We start from the raw sequence: 18,533 nt of genomic DNA, 5'->3' as shown, positions 1-18,533 counted from the left end.
CGCCCGCATCTATATGTCAAGCAAGCGGCGCGCCACGTGTCGCCGGTGCTGTGCATCATTGCTAGAGCGGGGCTCGGCCATGTTCTCGCAATTCGGGCTCGAAGAATATCCATCGAGCGGTTGGAAAGCGCTCCTTCAATTCGTGCTCGATGCGGTCGATCGTGCGCACCATCTCGTTTGCATTGTCGTGCGGTTCGAGTTCGGCCTGAATCGCAACCACCAGATCCTCCGACCACTTCAAGGCGATCAGACTGACGATGCGACGGACTTCGCGGCGCTCGCCGAGCCACGCGCGCATCTCCTGGCGTATGCGCTGGTGCGCCGATTCACCCACGAGAAGCGATTGGATCTCGCGCATCGAGAACAGCGCCGTGGCCATCAGCACGATGCCGACGCCGACACTGCCGAGCGCATCGTAAAGCGGATTGCCGGTAAGAACCGTAATGCCGATCGCGATGAGGGAGACGAGCACGCCCGTTACCGCGGCGGCATCCTCGCTGACCGAGAGCATCACGGACGGCCTGCCGCTTTCCCTGAACCAGTTCAGTAGCCCGCCGGCGCGATGCCGCGGCTCGATCGTGCGAATGGAGGCTCTGAGAGCGACTGCCTCGATCACGCCGGACACGCACAACACGCCGATCGCGAGCAAGGGCTGTTCGAGCCGTGAGTGATGGATTGCTCGAAAGCCGCCGATCACCATCGACACAACGCCGCCGAAGATGAAAAGCTGCATCGCCACCAGCATTGCGTAGACATAGGTCGCGCGTCCGAAGCCGAGTGGATGTTGCTCGTCGGGCTCGGCTCGCGCGGCGCGGTGACCGACGAGCAGCGCAACCTGGTTCAGACAGTCGGCGCTGGAGTGTACGGCTTCGGCAAGTGCGGACCCCGAGTTGGTGTAGAACGCGACGGCGAACTTGCACACGGCGACGGCGATATTCGATGCGAGGGCGTAGTAGACCGCCCGTGGCGCAGATGATATGGGCCGCCCGGACCCGGCCCTCATGACCCTATCTCCTTGTTCAAATCGAAAACGGGCGATTCCCGACCTTGGAGATTGAACAGCAAAAAGCAGACCTCGAGACGCGAGACGCGAGACGCCTGTCGACTACAAGAGAGTCCAACCGATCACGCGTCCGTTGCAGTGTGCGAGCTGGAACGTTCCCATTGACCCTCTGTCACATCTATTGAGGAAGCTGACGAACGGAGACGCAACATGATTTCCCACGCGACGACTGCCGGCGATCAACCGAACCGGCCGACACTGAGTGCCGACGCATCCGCAACGCGGCAGGCAAGCGACGCGGTCGCGCGCTTCGTCGAGGAACTCCAGGCCGGCTGGGACCAGCATGACGCGGACCTGTCGAACCGCCACTTTGCCGCGGACATCATCTGGGGCAGCCCGTTCGGTGCATCTGTTCGTGGCTACGCGGAACTGCATCCGATCCATGCGCGATTGAAGCGATCCGGAAAGGGTGGCAATGCTTCCCGCTTCGAGATCGTCGGTGTTCTTGCGCCGGCTCCGGACGTGGCGGTCGCGCAAGTTCGGCGCGTAGCGCTCGGCCCGGACGGACAGGTGGCGGAACCGTCCGATGACCTCGCGGCGTCGTTCTCCGAGATGGCCCTTTACGTACTGGTGCGCCGGGACGGAGTGTGGTGGGTCGCGGCAGGGCAGAACACGCCCATTCGGCCCGCTCCATAGCGTGACGACGGGGCCGCTTGCGGGCTTCATATCGGCCTTCCGGTGGCTTTTTCGTCTTATATTCCCCCTTTCCTGGATGCAGGTTTTGTCCTGCTAAATAGAAGGTCTGTCCGTTGAGCATGTGACAATTTGGCCCTACAGTGCGTCTACTAAAAACAGTCTGACCGTTCGGTTCAGCACACGGAGCGCACTATGGTCTATCAGATCACCCTCAATTTTGAAGACGGCGTAACTCGGCTTATCGACTGCGAACAGGGCGAGCGCATTACCGACGCCGCGATTCGCGCCAAACTCAATATTCCCCTCGATTGCCGTGACGGCGTGTGCGGTACCTGCAAGGCCGTATGCGAATCCGGCGAATACACGACGGGTGAATGCACGGATGAAGCCATCAGCGCGGAAGAGCTGGCCCAGCGCAAAGTCCTGACCTGCCAGATGAGCCCGAAGTCGGACTGCGTGATCCAGATCGCGTCGAGCTCGACAGGCAAGAGCGCTCGCATGCACCAAGGCCGTCTGACGTCGATCGAGCGCGTTTCGGAAAGCACCATTGCATTCGCCGCCAAACTCGAAGACCGAGTTGGTCTCGAATTCAAGGCCGGTCAATACGTGAACGTGACGGTTCCGGGCACGGATCAGACCCGCAGCTACTCATTCTCCTCGGGGACCCAAGACCGTGACGTCTCGTTCCTGGTGCGCAATGTGCCGCAAGGCCTGATGTCCACGTGGCTCGCCGAGAAGGCGAAGGTCGGTGCTGCGATCGAGTTCAAGGGTCCATACGGCGGTTTCTATCTGCGTGAAATCGGGCGTCCGGTTCTGATGCTGGCCGGTGGCACGGGGCTCGCACCGTTCCTGTCGATGCTTGACGAGGTCCTGAAGAGCGGCGGCAGCAAGTATCCGATTCACCTGATTCTGGGCGTGAATACGGACAACGATCTGGTGTGCGTTGATCAACTCGAAAGATACGCAAAGCAGATCCCCGGTTTCACGTACGCAACGGTCATCGCGGACAAGACGAGTGCTCACCCGCGTAAGGGTTGGGTCACCGATCACATCGAGGCCGCTCACCTCAATGACGGCGAAGTCGACATCTACCTGTGCGGGCCGCCCGCGATGGTCGATGCAGTAAGCAAGTATCTCAAGGACCAGAACGTGAATCCCACGAGTTTCCATTATGAAAAATTCGCTACGGCAGCGCCTGCACAAGCTGCTGCTCCGGCTGCGGCTTCTGTAGTCGTATCGCAAGCGGTGGATGTGCCCGTTTCGACCTCGGACGCGGCCAGGGCTCTCGAACTGGGCTTGCTGCTCGGTCGCCTGAACGCAGATCAGATCCAGAAGTTCGGGGCCTTCGCTGCGGCACAGAAGGCGCTGGTTCAGGCAACGGGCGATGATCAACTGGTCAAGCTGTACGCAGAATTCGCACAAGACGATTTCGTGATGAAGGCGCTGGCCAAGCACGTGAAGCATGATTCCGGGGCTATGTCGGCTCTGGCTGAAGAAGCCAAGGCCGGTGGTTGCCCGTTCCACGCGATGATCGACCAGGCGCCGGCGACCGCGCTCCCCCCATACTCGCATGAATTGAAGTGGCCCGAGGGTATGGAGCCGTTCAAGGTCGTTGACGACGGTTCGCAGGGCGACCCCTACGCACACTACGAGTGGATGCGTGAAAACGCACCGGTTCTGCGCTGCCAGTCCACGACGTCCGACGTCTGGTTCCTCTCGCGTTACGAAGACGTGTTCAAGGCCGTCCGTAACACGAAGCTGTTCTCGTCGGAAGTGGTGAAGCCGGTGCCGCTCACGTTCCTCACGCTGTTCGACGGTGAAGCACACTCGCGTCTGCGCACGATTCTGCAACCGTCGTTTACGCCGCTGGCAATCGATCCGTTTGTTGAAGCGGTGACCGCACGTGCCAACGAACTGCTGGATGCGATGATCGCCACGGGCGGTGGCGACGTGGTTCAGGACTTCTCGATTCCGCTGTCGATTCGCACGATTTCGGCCATGCTGGATGTTCCGGCAGAAGACGAAGAGAAGATGAAGTTCTGGTCGGACGAAACCTTCTCGTACTTCGGACGTATTGCACGTAACGCGCTGGGCACCGGTACCGATGAGCAGAGTGCTAACGATTTTTGGGAATACCTCCGCGTCCAAATGCTGAAGCTCATGGACACGGACAGCCAGTCGATTGGCGCGCACATTGCGCGCATGTGGAAGGACGGGCTGCTCAGCGAGAAAGAGGCAAAGGAGCTGTGCTCGTTCGTGTTCATCGCCGGTCACGACACGACGACGATCCTGGTGGCCAACGCGTTCCGTATGATGGCCGAGCAGCCGCACCACCTCGAACGACTGCGCGCCAACATGGACGACTGCGAGAAGTTCGTGGAAGAGACGGCACGCTATCGTGGCACCGTTCAACGCGTGTCCCGCGTGACGACCGCTGATACGACGGTCGCCGGCGTTCACATCCCGAAAGGTTCGATCATCCGACTGCTGCTGTCCTCGGCCAACCGTGACTCGCGCAAGTTCCCGGACGGTGAGACGTTCAACATCGACCGCGATAACGAAGCACACATGGGCTTCGGAAACGGGATGCACAAATGCCTGGGTATGCCGCTGGCGAAGCTGGAGACGCTGCTGTCGGTGCGTGCGCTGGCACAGAAAGTGGGTTCGATCTCGCTCGATGCCACGAAGGAAATCAAGTACGTGCGTGGCAACAACTTGACGAACTCGGGTCCGGAGCACCTGTTTGTCAAGCTCACGGGGCGCTAACCCAGCAGGAATCGCTCCTGGGCAGTAGAACGATACTCGGTTGGCCGTTCTCCCACTTGTTTGCGGAAGAAACGGCCGAAGTAGGCTTCATCCTGGAATCCTAGTTCGTTGGCGATTTGCTTCACGCTCATCGTTGAATAGCCGAGTAGTCGTTTGGCTTCATGGATAGAACGTGCGTCGATAGCCTCGATCGCTGAAGTACCAAATGCAGCATGGCAGATTCGGGAAAGTTGGCCCGTGGTTACGCCCATGTCTTTGGCGTACTCACCGACTGCCCGACGTTCCCGACAGTGCTTGTCGAGTAGGGCGCGGAATTTTTCAATTCTGTCGGCCAGTGTTCGTTGCTCGGGATTCGCAGCCAGTTTCGCACTTTCGCTAAGACGTCCGACCTTAACGAATAAAGCGATCATCCGTGCAGCACCCGCAGCGAGCTGCCAACGCGCGTCTACCAGCGTCTCTTGTCGGATCGATTGAAAAACGGTCTCTAGCGGGGTGCCCTTGTCAAGGTTGAGTATTCCCGACAGAACTGCCGGAGTTCGAACGAATTCCAGTAGATCTGGGGCCAAGGCCATGATCACGGATTCGAGTGCTGGCTGAGCCGCCGTAACAACGTGTCCCTCAATGTCGTTCGCGAAGTGGAAGTTATGCACCGATTGGGCAGGGACCGCGATGAGGCAGGGGGCCTGAAATGTCCAGGTCCTGCCGTCAATCGAGGTCTCTCCACCACCGTGGGTGATGTATAGAACCTGGATGAGGGCACGGTGGACGTGAGGCTTGATTTCGAAGTCAAAAAGACTGGCACGTAGTGAGATCGGCTCGTAATGAACCATATCGTCATGAGGGGCATTGCTCTCCGCTCCGTAGAGCACGAAGTTCGAAATCGCATTTTGCTCCTGTTGCACAGTTTGTCCTGTTATTTGAGTGGTTTCTCCATTGTCACATAGTTGGCCTGCGTGTCAAATGGCGGAGCGATTCTCTATAGAAGTAACCTTTCCAAAAAGTTGGGTATCCATATGAGTCAAGAAATCCAGAATCCGGTGCAGCCTGGGCTGCACCTGAATGGCAAGATCGTTGTCGTGACGGGCGCAGGCTCGGGTATCGGTGCCGGCATCGCACAGGCGTTCGCGCGCGTGGGGGCCCACGTTGCTCTCGTGGATAAAAACTTCGAAGGTGCGAAGGCCGTAGCCTTGTCGCTGCGTGATGAGGGTCTGGTTGCATTGCCGTTCGCTTGCGACGTATCGGATGAGAAGTCGGTAGCCGCTGCCGCTGACGATGTGCGTGCCACGATGGGTCCGGTCAACGCCCTGATCAACAATGCGGGCTTGCTCCGCGCAGGTTCGCTGGAAACGGTTTCGATCGAGGACTGGAATCTCTCACTGTCCGTGAACCTGACGGGCTATCTGCTGTGCGCTCGTTCGTTCGGCAAGGATATGCTGGCCGCAGGCAAGGGCAGCATCGTTCACGTGGCTTCGATCGCAGCGCTCAACCCGCAAACGAATAGCGGCTCGTATTCGCCGGGTAAGGCAGGTGTGCTCCTGCTCTCGCGTCAACTGGCGGCAGAGTGGGGCCCCCGTGGTGTGCGCTCGAACTGCGTGCTCCCGGGCATGATCCGTACTGCACTGTCGGCCAAGTTCTATGAAGAGCCGGGTTTCGAAGAGCGTCGTGCGCAAGTCGTGGCCTCGCGTCGTATCGGTGAACCGGAAGATCTGGCAGGACCCGCACTGTTCCTAGCCTCGGACCTCGCGGCCTACGTCAACGGCGCAGAGATTCTCACCGATGGCGGTCTGAACTGCATGCTCATGGACCAGGTTCCACGTCCTGGTTTCAACGCAGTGCCTGCAAAGTAATCAACAACAAGGAAGTCAGACATGACGAAGATAACTTGCGATTTGGTGGTCGTTGGTTCCGGTGCAGCCGGACTTGCTACGGCAATCACTGCAAAGAAGCGCGGCCTCAATGTTGTGGTCGTGGAAAAGGAAGCAGTGTTCGGTGGCACAACCGCACTGTCAGGCGGCGTTCTCTGGATTCCGCTCTCACACTATGGCCGTAAGCAGAATCAGGCAGACTCGGTAGCGAAGGTCAAGCAGTACCTGCAGGAAGAAGCGGGCAAGAATTACGACGACGCTGCTGTCTCGTGCTTTATCGAGAACGGCGCGAAGATGGTGGACTTCTTCGAGAAGGAAACCGAGACGAAGTTCGTACCCACGATGTATCCCGATTACAACCCGCATAAGCCAGGTGGACAGGATATCGGCCGCTCGATTTTGGCCGCACCGTACGACATTCGTGGCCTCGGCAAGGACATGAATCGTCTGAAGCCGCCGCTCGAAACGATCACGTTCATCGGCATGATGTTCAATTCGAGCAATGCCGACCTCAAGCATTTCTTTCAGGCAACGAAGAGCTTCAAGTCATTCTGCTACGTGGCAAAGCGTCTGGCCACACACGTCAAGGAACTGACGCTCTATCGTCGCGGCATCAACGTCACGAGTGGTAATGCGCTGGCCGCACGGCTCGCGGCCTCGGCGCTGAAGCTCGGTATTCCGATCATGACCTCGACGCCGGTTCGTGGTTTGCTGACCGAAAATGGCAAGGTCACGGGCGTGCACGCTGTGGGCTCGGACGGTGAAGTCCAGATCGTGGCAAAGCACGGTGTCGTGCTCGCAGCAGGCGGCTTCCCTCACGACCCCAAGCGACTGGCCCAAGTCTACCCGCACGTCAAGAATGGGGGCACCCACTTGAGCCCGACGCCGGAAAGCAATACCGGTGACGGCGTCAACATGGCCGAGAAGGCTGGTGCGGCACTGGGTATGGGCTATGCCGACGCCAGCGCATGGATGCCGGTGTCGAAGGTGCCGCTCAGTGGTGGTCGTACCGGCGTGTTCCCGCACCTGCTGGACCGCTACAAGCCTGGCATTATCGGTGTGCTGTCCAATGGCAAGCGCTTCACCAACGAATCAAATTCGTACCACGACGTTGGTGCAGCACTGATGCGTGCATGCGAAGGCAAGCGTGAAACCGCGATGTGGCTCATCTGCGACAAGGATGCGCTGGCGAAATACGGTCTGGGCTACGTCAAGCCTGCACCGATGCCGACCGGTGGTCTGATCAAGAAGGGCTACCTGATCAAGGGCAAGACCCTGCGGGATCTGGCGAAACAGTGTGGTATCACCGCGGACACGCTGGAAAAGACGGTCGCTGAATACAACAAGGGCGCGGTCGTCGGCCAGGATATGCAATACGGCCGCGGCACGACGGCGTTCAACCGCTATCTGGCTGACCCGGAAAACAAGCCGAATCCGTGTGTCGCACCGGTCCAAAACGGTCCGTTCTACGCGGTCAAGGTGCTGATGGGCGACCTCGGTACGTTCGACGGCATCGAAACTGCGGTCACGGGCGAAGTGCTGCGTAAGGATGGTTCGCAGATCGAAGGTCTGTACGCAGTGGGCAACGACCGCAAGTCAATGATGGGCGGTGCTTATCCGGGCGCTGGTATTACCCACGGTCCGAACATGACGTTTGGCTACGTCACGGGCAACACGATTGCAGACAAGGTGAATGGGAAGGGCGCATGGTAAATCTCGCAAAGCCGCTAGTCGATCACCGTACGTACACGATCGCACTTCGCAAGATGCCGGAGTTTCTGGAGGTGTTCAATCGATTGGCCATGCCGATTCTGCTCGAAACGCTGGGCCATCCTTTGGGTTTCTGGACCTCGATGGTTGGGCCACAGAATCAGTTCACCCATTTGTGGGGCTATGAGGATCTGGCCGACTACGAGCGCCGTTGTCGAGCCCGTGACACACACCCGGACTTCCCCAGGTATCTGGCGGCGTCGGGCCATCTGATTACCGCGCAAACGACCCAGCTTATTCGCGCTGCATCGATGTCCGGCGTCGCAAAATAACAGCATTGCAGCTGGGGCCTAGTGAAGCGATAAGGTATATGACTTATTAATGGACGAGTCCAGGCTGGGTCCCGGTATAACTTTGGTGAAGTGCAGGTTCCACTGACCGTTATTGACAAAAAACGCTGCCTTATCCGAGCGCCATAAAACCCCGGAGAAAACTCGTCGGTAAGCAGTTGACCTCCGAAGTGTTCGGCGGTGCCAACAGGTGCGAAGCGCGTGGTGTGCACGTTCGATCTGCGGTCGCATAGCGGTGAACATCCTTATAGGTTGGGTGACCGTACACGGAGACGGCAAGGAAAAACGGTGGCGCGTCGCGTTCGTCCCTCGGTGACTTCAATTGCGTTGCGGTTTCCGTTCGGCGTGAATCGATGGACAAACGGTATTCGCAGCCGTTGATGCTCGGGTGCATGAGCGACGCACGCGTGTAATTCCACGTGCATCGGCGAGACACCGGATAGTTTCGATATTGACTTCAATAGCATAAGTGATAATAATATCACTTAGTCAGGTTGGTTTGCGTTGGAAGTGCCCCACCGGCACTCCAGGTGCACGATACAACGGCATCAGTCGAGTGGTCGTTCGAAGCGAATCACGCAACGTCCAGAGCGTGAATCCAGTAGGGTTCGATCAGGCGTCCTATCGTCTTGCCCTCTCATTGCTCCCGACCATTGATCGCATGGTTCACACCGCCGTGTGCCGTGCACCATGATGCGCGGACACCGGTCCCTGAGGCCGCTGCGTGCGATCGTAACAACCATGTGATTGAAGAGCCGAAGGGTGCACCCATGACCAACTACCATCGCCAATCGCTCATTTGGGGAGCCGTCGCCTTGTCGGCCGGCATTCTTCTCTGGAGCCTGCGCGCCGTGCTGACGCCGTTTCTTCTCGGGGCAATGATCGCGTACATCCTGCAGCCAGGCGTCGAATGGCTTGCACGTCATCGCACGCCAAGAGGACTTGCTGCGCTTCTGATGATTTCTCTATTCGCGTTGGTGATCGCGTCGGTCGCTTTGCTTGCATTCCTGGTCATCCAGGAGGAAGTGCCTGAATTCGCAAGACAGGTTCCATCGCTTGCGGCGAAGCTCGAGGTCATTCTCAAACCGCGGCTCGCATGGCTGGGAATCACCTACTCGCTTGATCTGGCGAGTGTCCGTGATTGGGTCGCGGCACATCTGATCGAAAGCGAGCAGGGCGCTGCTCTCACCGTTTGGCGGTACCTTGGCACAAGCGGCAATGTAATGATCACCGTCGTGGGAAATGTAGTGCTGGTGCCACTCGTGCTCTTTTATCTGCTCTACGACAGGCATGAGGCTTTCGCGCGCCTGGAAAGCTTCGTGCCGCGGCGCTGGCTAGGAAGGACGCGCGACTTCGTCGCAGAGATCGATCACATGATGTCACAGTATCTGCGGGGGCAACTGCTTGTCGTCGCGATACTCGCAGCGTTTTACCCGGTTGCACTGTCGCTCGCTGGACTGGCCATCGCGCTGCCCATCGGTCTTTTGACGGCGTTTGCCGTTTTCATCCCCTATGTCGGATTCGCGACGGCGCTGACGATGGCGCTGCTGGCTGCATTGCTGCAATTTCACGACTGGTATGGCCTCGGTGCGGTGATTACCGTGTATGGAGTCGGGCAGATTCTCGAAAGCGCTATTCTTACGCCGCGGCTCGTCGGCGAGCGGATCGGTTTGCATCCGCTGGCGGTCATTTTCTCTTTATTGGCTTTTGGGAAGCTTTTCGGTTTCTTCGGTGTTCTGCTTGCGCTGCCTGCGAGCGCCGTCTTTGCTTCCGCTTTGCGAGAACTGCGTCGCCGTTATCTGACAAGTGCGCATTACCAGGCGTGACCAAGCAGTGGCCACGCGCCCCCTGGACGGCGCGTTTCGGCAAGGCAACCGGAGTGTGGGTGCGCGAGCAGCCTCCCTTATGGACGCGTCCCGACAGAATCGACACATCTAATACGCGCTGCAGGCAGGCGGAACGCCTCGCGGTCGACGCCCGTACTCAATCGGTCCGCTCGTGGCCGGGCACAGCACTATTCCACTTCAGCTGGTTACATCCTCTGCCGCTGCGGGCAGCGGACGCCGGGCGATCTTTTCTGCCTCCAGCCGTTTGAGACCAAACCCCTGCAGGACGATGGCCGCTGTACGTTCGGCAAACCTGTCAACTTTGGACCGTAACACCTTCCGCGGGCGAACCGTCCGCTTCGATGATGCTGACATATCAAGCTCAGCAGCGACTCCTGCGATCACAGTGCCAATTGCGGAAACGACGCAAATCAACTCATCCGCGATCATGAAGCGCTTTTTTGAAATTCCCATCGCCGCATCCCGCAGCAGCCGCTGACCAAGACCCGTGCTTAACGCGCGTGTAGATAGCCCCTCGCGTATCAAGAATTGTCCCCAGACCGGCTCGCGGCAGGCGCGCAGGAGCGTATGGCGCACTGACACGGCTATCACTTCCGCCGGGTCGGCCAATCCGGTGGTGAGTCCGTCAAGCCTGTTCGCGAAGTCTTCGAAGAGCCAGTCCACGAGCGCTGCGAGGATGCCTTCCTTTGATTCGAAGTAGTTGTAGAAAGACCCGAAACCCACGTCGGCGGCATCTGTGATCTCGCCGATCGTGATGCTGTCCATTCCTTTTTCCGTCACTAGTCGGAAGGTGGCGTTCAGCAACCGGACTCGAGTCTCGTGCTTGCGCCGGGCTAAACGGGGCGATTGCCCAAGCACCGGCTCACGACTTGCCATCTGCGCATGGACCGCCGCCGACCGACGGCTTGCATGCTTGTTACGGACATCTGGCACGTTGCCTCCCGATTCTCTGTTCCATCAGATTTTAGATTTACATGTCATAATTGACAATAGTATCAAACATGGGTTTAATGTCACCTGATGCGGCTAACGTCGCAGCAGCGGGACGCAGCGCAATCGTCTTTGATGCGCTTCAGGGCACTGCGATCGCGATTCGTAGGGTCCGGTGCACATAGGGCGCGTGGGCATGAGCCGACGCGACTATCCGGTGCTGCTGTCCCGCTGCCAGGTGCAGCCTGGCGGTCGCGATGACGCGCCACAACGCTTCGGAACGACGTTCAGTAGCGTTGTAAGCGGATCAGTAACGCATCGGATGGCTTTCCGACTTTTGCGCTGGTGACAAGGCGTGCTTCTCACGGACACCCCGGCTCCTGTCAGCGCGGATCGCTTTTTCTTCCTGGATTCATCATCTGCCTTGGAAACATCGTGAAACACTCCGGTCCTGTCGCGCTGAAACGGGCGCGCTCCTCGTTTCCCTCCCTGTTCCGGCCAACGCACCGGATACCCGTTGTCATCATGGTTAGCAGCGCACTTCTCCTTAGCGCATGCCATCAGCGCGAAGCGCTCGTGCCGCAGCCAAAGCCCGTCGTGGCGCGCGTGGTTCATCCCGATGGACGAATGGCCGACGCATCGTTGCCGGCACAGGTGCAGGCGCGGTATTCCACGCCTCTGTCGTTCCGGGTCGGCGGCAAAGTGATCGAACGGCGCGTGCGTATCGGCGACACCGTGAAGGCGGGACAAATCGTTGCGCTCCTCGACCCGACCGATCTGCAAAACAATCTCGTCAACGCGCGCGCGCAACTCGACGCTGCCGAGCATCGTCTCGTGTTCGCGAAGCAGCAGCTTGATCGTGACGAGGCGCAGGCCCGTGCGAACCTGATCGCAACAGCGCAGTTGGAGCAGACCCAGGACGCCTACGCTTCCGCGCTCGCACAGCGCAATTCCGCTCTCGCACAGATGGCACTTGCGACGGATCATCTCCGCTATGCAACGCTCACGGCCGAGCACGACGGGGTCGTCACGTCGGAAGATGCCGATACCGGCCAGAACGTGCAGGCCACCCAAGCCGTGTACCACCTCGCCTGGACGGGCGACGTCGACATCGTCTGCGACGCGTCGGAAAACACGGTGAACGCGCTGAGAGTCGGCAGCAAGGCGCGCGTCTCGTTGTCGGCGCTGCCTGGCAAGTCATTCGATGCGACCGTGCGCGAGGTGTCCGCCGCCGCAGATCCGGAAAGCCGCACGTGGCAGGTCAAGCTGACATTGACCGCACCCACTGCCGAAGTACGTCTCGGCATGACGGCCAACGTTGCGTTCCAGGACGCACGCGAGAGCGCCACTGGTGGGGCCTTTACGCTGCCGGTGACAGCGCTTTTTCACCAGGGTGAAAAGCCTGCCGTGTGGGTGGTCCGTAACGGTAGCGACGCGCTCGAACTGCGCCCGGTCACGATCGCGCAATACGGCGAACGCACGGTGTCGATCGCTGCCGGTCTGCACGATGGCGACCGCGTCGTACTGCAAGGCGTGCATGCGGTGAGTTCGGGCCAACACGTGCAGATGGTGCCTCCGCTACATCCAGAGGACTTTCCGTCATGAACGCGCGTGACCAGCAAAATGCGCGCGATAGCGCGCCCGCAAGCGCCTCGAACGAGACTGACACCAGCGGAACCGGTTTCAATCTTTCAGCATGGGCGTTGCGACACCAGCAGCTCGTGATCTTTCTGATTGGCCTTGCCACGCTGTTTGGCGTGATCGGCTATACGCACCTCGCGCAGTCGGAAGATCCGCCATTCACGTTCCGCACCATGGTCATCAAGACCTACTGGCCCGGCGCGACCGCGCGCGAAGTGCAGGATGAGATCACTGACCGGATCGGCCGTCAATTGCAGGCTGCGCCCTATGTCGACAACATCAAGAGCTACTCGCGGCCCGGCGAGTCGATGATCTTCTTCGCAATGAAAGATTCGGCGCCCGTCAAGGATGTGCCCGAGACGTGGTATCAGGTCCGTAAAAAAATCGGCGACATCGCGGCGACGCTTCCGAAAGGAACAATTGGCCCGTTCTTCAACGACGAGTTCGGCGACGTCTACACGAACATCTACGCGCTCGAAGGCGATGGCTTTTCTCCCGCGCAACTGCACGACTATGCGGACAAACTGCGCACAGTGCTGCTGCGGGTACCCGGTGTGGCGAAGGTCGACTACTTTGGCGACCCCGATCAGCACATCTTTGTCGAGATCTCGAACGCGCAACTGACGCGGCTGTCGATTTCGCCGCAGCAATTGGCTCAGGCCATCGACGCTCAGAATGCCGTTGCCCCCGTCGGTACCGTCACGACGGAGGATGACCGCGTGTTCGTGCGCCCGAGCGGCGCGTTCAAGGACGAACAGGCGCTCGCGGACATGCTGCTAACGGTTAACAAGCGCACATTCCGCCTCGGCGACATCGCGGCCATCAAGCGTGGCTACGATGATCCGCCTGTCACGCAAATGCGTGCCGGCGGCCAGGCGGTGCTCGGCATCGGCGTGACGATGCAAAAGGGCGGTGACGTCATCGACCTCGGCAAGGCGCTCGACGCAAAGACCGCCGAACTGCAGGCGACGCTTCCGGCGGGTCTCAAGCTGGCGCCGGTCTCGAGCATGCCTCACGCGGTCAAGCACTCGGTCAACGAGTTCGTGCGCTCGGTCGGCGAAGCGGTGGCGATCGTGCTGGTCGTCAGCCTCGTTTCGCTGGGACTGAGAACCGGCATGGTCGTCGTGATCACGATTCCGATCGTACTGGCGATGACAGCGTTGTGCATGCATCTGTTCGGCATTGGTCTGGACAAGGTGTCGCTCGGCACGCTCGTGCTGGCGCTCGGGCTGCTCGTCGACGATGCGATCATCGCCGTCGAAATGATGGCGGTGAAGCTCGAACAGGGCTGGAGCCGCATGCGCGCTGCCGCCTTCGCCTATACGAGCACGGCCTTTCCGATGTTGACGGGAACGCTCGTGACGGTCGCCGGCTTTCTGCCGATCGCGCTCGCCAAATCGAGCACGGGCGAGTACACGCGCTCGATCTTCGAGGTGTCGGCGATTGCACTGATCGTCTCGTGGTTCGCGGCGGTCGTGCTCGTGCCGCTGCTCGGCTTCCATATGCTGCCCGAACACAAAGGTCAGGAGGGCGCGGCTCACGGGCACGAGCACGATGTCTACAACACGGGTTTCTACCGGCGCCTGTCGGGCTGGGTCTCGTGGTGTATCGACCGGCGCTGGGTGGTGCTCGGCGTCACCGCCGTGCTGTTTGCAATCGCAATGACGGTGTTCACACGCGTGCCGCAGCAGTTCTTTCCGAACTCGGAGCGCCCCGAACTGCTGGTCGACCTGAGGTTGCCGGAAGGCGCTTCGTTCGAGGCGACGCTACGTGAAGCGAAGCGGCTCGAAAAAGTTCTGGACGGTAAGTCGGAGATCGAGCATTACGTCGATTTCGTGGGGACAGGGGCGCCGCGCTTCTATCTGCCGCTCGATCAACAGCTGCAGCAGCCCAACTTCGCGCAGTTCGTCATCACCGCGAAGGACGTCGAGACGCGTGAGGAGTTGATGCACTGGCTCGACGCGAAACTCGAGAAGGACTTCTCCGGCGTTCGAACGCGTGTCGCACGACTCGAAAACGGTCCGCCCGTGGGCTTCCCGATCAAGTTCCGCGTCAGCGGCGACGACATCGCGACGGTGCGCTCGATCGCGGATACGGTGGCGGAGCAGGTCCGTGCCGACCCGCGCACGCGCAACGTCCAGTTCGACTGGGACGAGCCGGCCGAGCGTTCCATGTCATTCGAGATCGATCAGAACCGGGCGCGCCAGCTTGGCGTCACGTCGCAGGACGTCTCCAGCTTCCTCGCGATGACGCTTTCCGGCTATACGGTCACCCAGTACCGCGAACGCGACAAGCTGATCAACGTCGACCTGCGTGCGCCGAAGAGCGAGCGCGTCGATCCCGCAAAGCTCACGAGCCTTGCGATCCCCACGCCGAATGGCCCGGTGCCGCTCGGCTCGCTCGGACACGTGCGCGACACCTTGGAATACGGGGTGATCTGGGAGCGCGACCGCCAGCCGACCATCACCGTGCAGGCCGACGTGCGCGGCGACGCGCAGGGCATCGACGTGACGCGCGACATCGAGCATGCACTCACCGCGACACGCGCCAGATTACCCGTCGGTTACCGGATCGAGGTAGGCGGCGCGGTGGAAGAGAGCGTCAAGGGCCAGACATCGATCAACGCGGAAATGCCGTTGATGATCATCGCGGTGCTGACGCTGCTGATGATCCAGCTGAAAAACTTCGCACGAACGTTCATCGTCGTGCTGACCGCGCCGCTGGGCTTGATCGGTGTGGTGGCCGCGCTGCTGCTGTTCGGCAAGCCGTTCGGCTTCGTCGCGTTACTGGGCGTGATCGCGATGTTCGGCATCATCATGCGCAACTCCGTGATCCTGGTGGACCAGATCGACCAGGACATCGCAGCAGGGCAGGCGCGCTTCGACGCGATCATCGGCGCAACCGTGCGGCGGTTCCGGCCAATCATGCTGACGGCCGCCGCCGCGGTGCTCGCGCTGATTCCACTGCTTCGCTCGGGCTTCTTCGGCCCCATGGCAACCGCGCTGATGGGCGGCATCACCATCGCCACACTTCTGACGGTGTTCTTCCTGCCGGCGCTCTACGCGACCTGCTTCAGGGTCCGGCGTGACGAGCGCGACGCGCAACCGGTCGTCGTCGAGCATACGGAGGTTTAATCATGAGGTTTACCTGCAAGACATCCGTGGCGGCCGCGGCACTCGCCCTGTCCGCGTGCTCGTTCGGGCCGAGCGGCGAGCCGCCAGCCATGCCGTCGCCCGGGCACTATGGCGCAGAGGCGCAGCCATCGAAAACGGTGGCTGCGGGTGGGATTGCGCAGACATTCGATGTCGGCGCGGCTCCCCTGCCGCAATGGTGGCGGCTTTACCGCTCAGATGCGCTCGACGCCTTCGTGGACGAAGGCTTGCGCAACAGTCCGACACTCGCCGCGACACAGCGCACGCTCGCGTCAGCGCGGGAGGAACTGCGCGCACAGATCGGCGCCTCGACGCTGCCGTCGATCGACGGCGCCGCGCAGGTCGAGCGCGCGCGTACGCCTATCGTTCCGGGGCTTGGACCCGAGCAGGTGCAATACAACTTTTTTGCTGGGCAGATCTTCACCCATTACACGTTCGACCTGTTCGGCCAGACGCGCTACATGAATTCAGCGAGCGCGGCGCGTGTGAACGTGCAGGCGTTCGAACTGGAGGCGTCGCGTCGGGCGCTCGCCGCGAACATCGTCGGTACGGCGATCAATGTGGCGGCGCTCGATCGGCAGATCGCGCTAACCGAGCGGCTGATTGCGGTGTCGAACGATGCTGCAAATGAGGATCAGCAGCGCTACACGCTCGGCTCGGCCTCACGCGCGCAAGCGCTTGAGTCGAAACAGAGCGCGGCTGCGATCGCGGCGACGTTGCCGTCGCTGCGTCAGCAACGCGCATGCGCTATCCACGCGCTGGCCGTGCTGATGGGGCGCACGCCGGATAACGCGCCGAGCGTGCCGGACCTCGATAGCCTGTCGCTGCCGGAGCACGTCCCCGTGGCCGTGCCGTCGGATCTGCTGCGCTCGCGCCCGGACATCGAGGCAGCCGACGCCGCCGTGAAGGCCGCCGCCGCGGATGTCGGCGCCGCGACCGCGCAAATGTTCCCGAGCCTGTCGCTGACGGGCTCGATGGGACGAGGCGGCTTCAGCTGGCCGGCGGTGACCTCGGGCGCGGGGGCACTGTGGGCGATCGGCGCCGGCCTGTCGCAGCCAATCTTCCATGGCGGCGCGCTGTTCGCTCAGCGTCGCGCGTCGATCGACGCCTACGACGCCGCCGTACTGCACTATAAGGCGACGGTGCTGTCCGCTTTCCAGGATGTGGCGAATTCGCTGGCCGCGCTGGATAACGACGCGCAGATGCTCGCTTCGTCGGACGAAGCCGCGGACGCCGCTCGCGCGACATTCGAGGATACGGCGTCGCGCCACCGCATGGGTTCGCTGCCTTCGACGGCACGACAGGCGAGCGAGTCGCGTTACCTGAACGCACAGATCGCCGCCGTGCGCGCAGCCGGTCAGCGCATGAGCGATACGGCGGCGCTGTTCCAGTCGATGGGCGAGTTGCCCGCCACCCCGCAGAGCGCAGCGTCGGCGCAATGACCGGGTGTTCGTGACAGTGGCGAGGACAGTCGGGCCGGACCGGTGCCGAGCAATCGGTTCAAATCTGAGGATGCCTTGCGCGGAGCGGGCAGGACAGCACTGTCCTGTCCGCAATTGCACACTGCGCGAAAAGGGCGGTTACCTGCTTTGAGGAAAACGGCCGGGACACTATCAACTCAGCCCTGATCGACGGCTTCCTCGACGGTGGGCAATGGACGGGTAGCGATCTTTTCCGCCTCCGCGCGCTTCAGTCCAAGCGTTTGCAGCAACATCGCTGCCGTGCGCTCGGGAAAATGCTCGCCGCTAAAGCCCAGTTCTGTCAGCACGCCTGCCGCGCTTGCACCCGGCACGACAAAGTTCAGCTCGGCGGCGATGGCACACAACACCGTGCCGCCCACTGCGAGAAATCCGATAAAGGGGTCCGCCACGACGAACCGTTTCGCAGTAATGCCGCTGCCGATGTCGCGCAGCAGTCGCTGACCGAGCCCGCGGCTCATCGCGCGGGCGGAAAATCCTTCGCGTATCAGGAAACGTCCCCAGACGGGGTCATGCCGTGCGCGGAGGACCGTATGGCGCACAGAGACGGCGACCACTTCGGCGGGGTCGGAAAGGCCTCCCGCAAGCCGATCGAGCATGTTCGCGAACTCTTCAAACACGTTGTCGACGAGCGTCGCATAGATCGCTTCTTTTGATTCGAAGTGGTTGTAGAACGAGCCAAAGCCCACGTCGGCGGCCTCGGTGATCTCGTTGATCGCAACGCCCTCCATGCCTTTTTCCGCCATCAGCCTCAGGGCAGCATCGAGCAGGCGGGCTCGCGTCTCACGCTTGCGGCGCGCACCCCGCGGCTCTCGTTCTTCGGCAACGGGTACGGGGGCGACGGACGTGGTAACGGTGGAACGCTTGCCTGCCCGGCGATTTGTCGTGTTGGTCATCGTGATCCCTGATCTGGACATATAGCGCAGTATAGATTCGAATCTCTATATTGACAAAATCATCATCGATGAGTTTAATGTCATCAAAGGCCTCGACGAGCCGATTCGACCAGAACCGATGGAGTGATCATGGAGACAGCAGCCAGAAGCGGTGCCGCCCCGCGGCGTTGGCGTTGCGCCGCCCGCGCGCCGAAGCGGG

General features: G+C 60.8%; 13 protein-coding genes. 9 read left to right on the top strand and 4 right to left on the bottom strand.

All coding sequences use genetic code 11. From position 1 onward, the window contains the following. Positions 1-61: 61 nt before the first annotated feature. Entirely contained in the window at positions 62-1,003 is a 942-nt protein-coding gene (locus tag AB3X94_RS29520) for a cation diffusion facilitator family transporter (RefSeq protein WP_368613448.1), read from the bottom strand. 210 nt (positions 1,004-1,213) lie between these two features. Between AB3X94_RS29520 and AB3X94_RS29515 the strand changes: the two genes are divergently transcribed. Both AB3X94_RS29515 and benC read left to right on the top strand, forming a co-directional pair. Beyond that, positions 1,214-1,699, top strand: a complete 486-nt coding sequence (locus AB3X94_RS29515) for an SgcJ/EcaC family oxidoreductase (protein WP_176106318.1) — start codon at positions 1,214-1,216, stop codon at positions 1,697-1,699. A gap of 192 nt (positions 1,700-1,891) precedes the next feature. Next, positions 1,892-4,465: a benzoate 1,2-dioxygenase electron transfer component BenC gene (benC, locus tag AB3X94_RS29510; RefSeq protein ID WP_368613447.1), complete on the top strand. Its 2,574-nt coding sequence runs from the start codon at positions 1,892-1,894 to the stop codon at positions 4,463-4,465. On the opposite strand, the gene AB3X94_RS29505 is transcribed toward benC, so the two are convergent. Continuing rightward, the gene (locus tag AB3X94_RS29505) at positions 4,462-5,367 is read right to left on the bottom strand and encodes a helix-turn-helix domain-containing protein (protein ID WP_018437509.1); all 906 of its coding nucleotides are present in this window, start codon (positions 5,365-5,367) and stop codon (positions 4,462-4,464) included. The genes benC and AB3X94_RS29505 overlap by 4 nt on opposite strands. A gap of 111 nt (positions 5,368-5,478) precedes the next feature. Between AB3X94_RS29505 and AB3X94_RS29500 the strand changes: the two genes are divergently transcribed. The 4 genes from AB3X94_RS29500 (at position 5,479) to AB3X94_RS29485 (ending at position 10,216) form a co-directional block, all read left to right on the top strand. Next, entirely contained in the window at positions 5,479-6,312 is an 834-nt protein-coding gene (locus AB3X94_RS29500; protein ID WP_176106316.1) for an SDR family NAD(P)-dependent oxidoreductase, read from the top strand. A 21-nt stretch (positions 6,313-6,333) separates the two neighbouring features. After that, positions 6,334-8,043: an FAD-dependent oxidoreductase gene (locus AB3X94_RS29495; protein WP_368613446.1), complete on the top strand. Its 1,710-nt coding sequence runs from the start codon at positions 6,334-6,336 to the stop codon at positions 8,041-8,043. Continuing rightward, positions 8,037-8,372, top strand: coding sequence for an NIPSNAP family protein (locus AB3X94_RS29490; RefSeq protein ID WP_176120329.1), 336 nt, complete (start codon positions 8,037-8,039; stop codon positions 8,370-8,372). Before AB3X94_RS29495 ends, AB3X94_RS29490 begins: the two co-directional genes overlap by 7 nt. A gap of 788 nt (positions 8,373-9,160) precedes the next feature. Beyond that, entirely contained in the window at positions 9,161-10,216 is a 1,056-nt protein-coding gene (locus AB3X94_RS29485) for an AI-2E family transporter (RefSeq protein ID WP_368613445.1), read from the top strand. Positions 10,217-10,414: 198 nt separating this feature from the next. On the opposite strand, the gene AB3X94_RS29480 is transcribed toward AB3X94_RS29485, so the two are convergent. Beyond that, positions 10,415-11,113 (bottom strand): TetR/AcrR family transcriptional regulator, encoded by a 699-nt coding sequence (locus tag AB3X94_RS29480; RefSeq protein WP_368613488.1) that lies wholly within the window; start codon positions 11,111-11,113, stop codon positions 10,415-10,417. 579 nt (positions 11,114-11,692) lie between these two features. Between AB3X94_RS29480 and AB3X94_RS29475 the strand changes: the two genes are divergently transcribed. From AB3X94_RS29475 to AB3X94_RS29465, 3 genes are read left to right on the top strand one after another with little or no spacing between them, the layout of a single operon-like run. Next, a complete protein-coding gene (locus AB3X94_RS29475; RefSeq protein WP_368613444.1) occupies positions 11,693-12,772 on the top strand; it encodes an efflux RND transporter periplasmic adaptor subunit in 1,080 nt (359 codons plus the stop codon). Beyond that, on the top strand, positions 12,769-15,942 hold the full coding sequence (locus AB3X94_RS29470) for an efflux RND transporter permease subunit (RefSeq protein ID WP_368613443.1): 3,174 nt from the start codon (positions 12,769-12,771) through the stop codon (positions 15,940-15,942). The genes AB3X94_RS29475 and AB3X94_RS29470 overlap by 4 nt, the downstream gene beginning before the upstream one ends. Before the next feature lie 2 nt (positions 15,943-15,944). Next, positions 15,945-17,402, top strand: coding sequence for an efflux transporter outer membrane subunit (locus tag AB3X94_RS29465; protein ID WP_368613442.1), 1,458 nt, complete (start codon positions 15,945-15,947; stop codon positions 17,400-17,402). Positions 17,403-17,578: 176 nt separating this feature from the next. On the opposite strand, the gene AB3X94_RS29460 is transcribed toward AB3X94_RS29465, so the two are convergent. Then, a complete protein-coding gene (locus tag AB3X94_RS29460) occupies positions 17,579-18,334 on the bottom strand; it encodes a TetR/AcrR family transcriptional regulator (protein ID WP_368613441.1) in 756 nt (251 codons plus the stop codon). Between the last annotated feature and the right edge of the window lie 199 nt (positions 18,335-18,533).

The organism is Paraburkholderia sp. BR10923 (genome assembly GCF_040948765.1).
Classification (GTDB): Bacteria; Pseudomonadota; Gammaproteobacteria; order Burkholderiales; family Burkholderiaceae; genus Paraburkholderia; species Paraburkholderia youngii.
The sequence above is the reverse complement of the archived record's forward strand: the minus strand, read 5'-3'. Positions and strand labels throughout refer to the sequence as shown.

Excerpts from the sequence above, each read along its gene's own strand:
- AB3X94_RS29490 (WP_176120329.1), top strand. The coding sequence starts at position 8,037 with ATGGTAAATCTCGCAAAGCCGCTAGTCGATCACCGTACGTACACGATC.
- AB3X94_RS29495 (WP_368613446.1), top strand. The coding sequence starts at position 6,334 with ATGACGAAGATAACTTGCGATTTGGTGGTCGTTGGTTCCGGTGCAGCC.
- benC (WP_368613447.1), top strand. The coding sequence starts at position 1,892 with ATGGTCTATCAGATCACCCTCAATTTTGAAGACGGCGTAACTCGGCTT.
- AB3X94_RS29475 (WP_368613444.1), top strand. The coding sequence starts at position 11,693 with ATGGTTAGCAGCGCACTTCTCCTTAGCGCATGCCATCAGCGCGAAGCG.
- AB3X94_RS29470 (WP_368613443.1), top strand. The coding sequence starts at position 12,769 with ATGAACGCGCGTGACCAGCAAAATGCGCGCGATAGCGCGCCCGCAAGC.
- AB3X94_RS29485 (WP_368613445.1), top strand. The coding sequence starts at position 9,161 with ATGACCAACTACCATCGCCAATCGCTCATTTGGGGAGCCGTCGCCTTG.
- AB3X94_RS29460 (WP_368613441.1), bottom strand. The coding sequence starts at position 18,334 with ATGACCAACACGACAAATCGCCGGGCAGGCAAGCGTTCCACCGTTACC.
- AB3X94_RS29480 (WP_368613488.1), bottom strand. The coding sequence starts at position 11,113 with ATGGCAAGTCGTGAGCCGGTGCTTGGGCAATCGCCCCGTTTAGCCCGG.
- AB3X94_RS29520 (WP_368613448.1), bottom strand. The coding sequence starts at position 1,003 with ATGAGGGCCGGGTCCGGGCGGCCCATATCATCTGCGCCACGGGCGGTC.
- AB3X94_RS29500 (WP_176106316.1), top strand. The coding sequence starts at position 5,479 with ATGAGTCAAGAAATCCAGAATCCGGTGCAGCCTGGGCTGCACCTGAAT.
- AB3X94_RS29515 (WP_176106318.1), top strand. The coding sequence starts at position 1,214 with ATGATTTCCCACGCGACGACTGCCGGCGATCAACCGAACCGGCCGACA.
- AB3X94_RS29465 (WP_368613442.1), top strand. The coding sequence starts at position 15,945 with ATGAGGTTTACCTGCAAGACATCCGTGGCGGCCGCGGCACTCGCCCTG.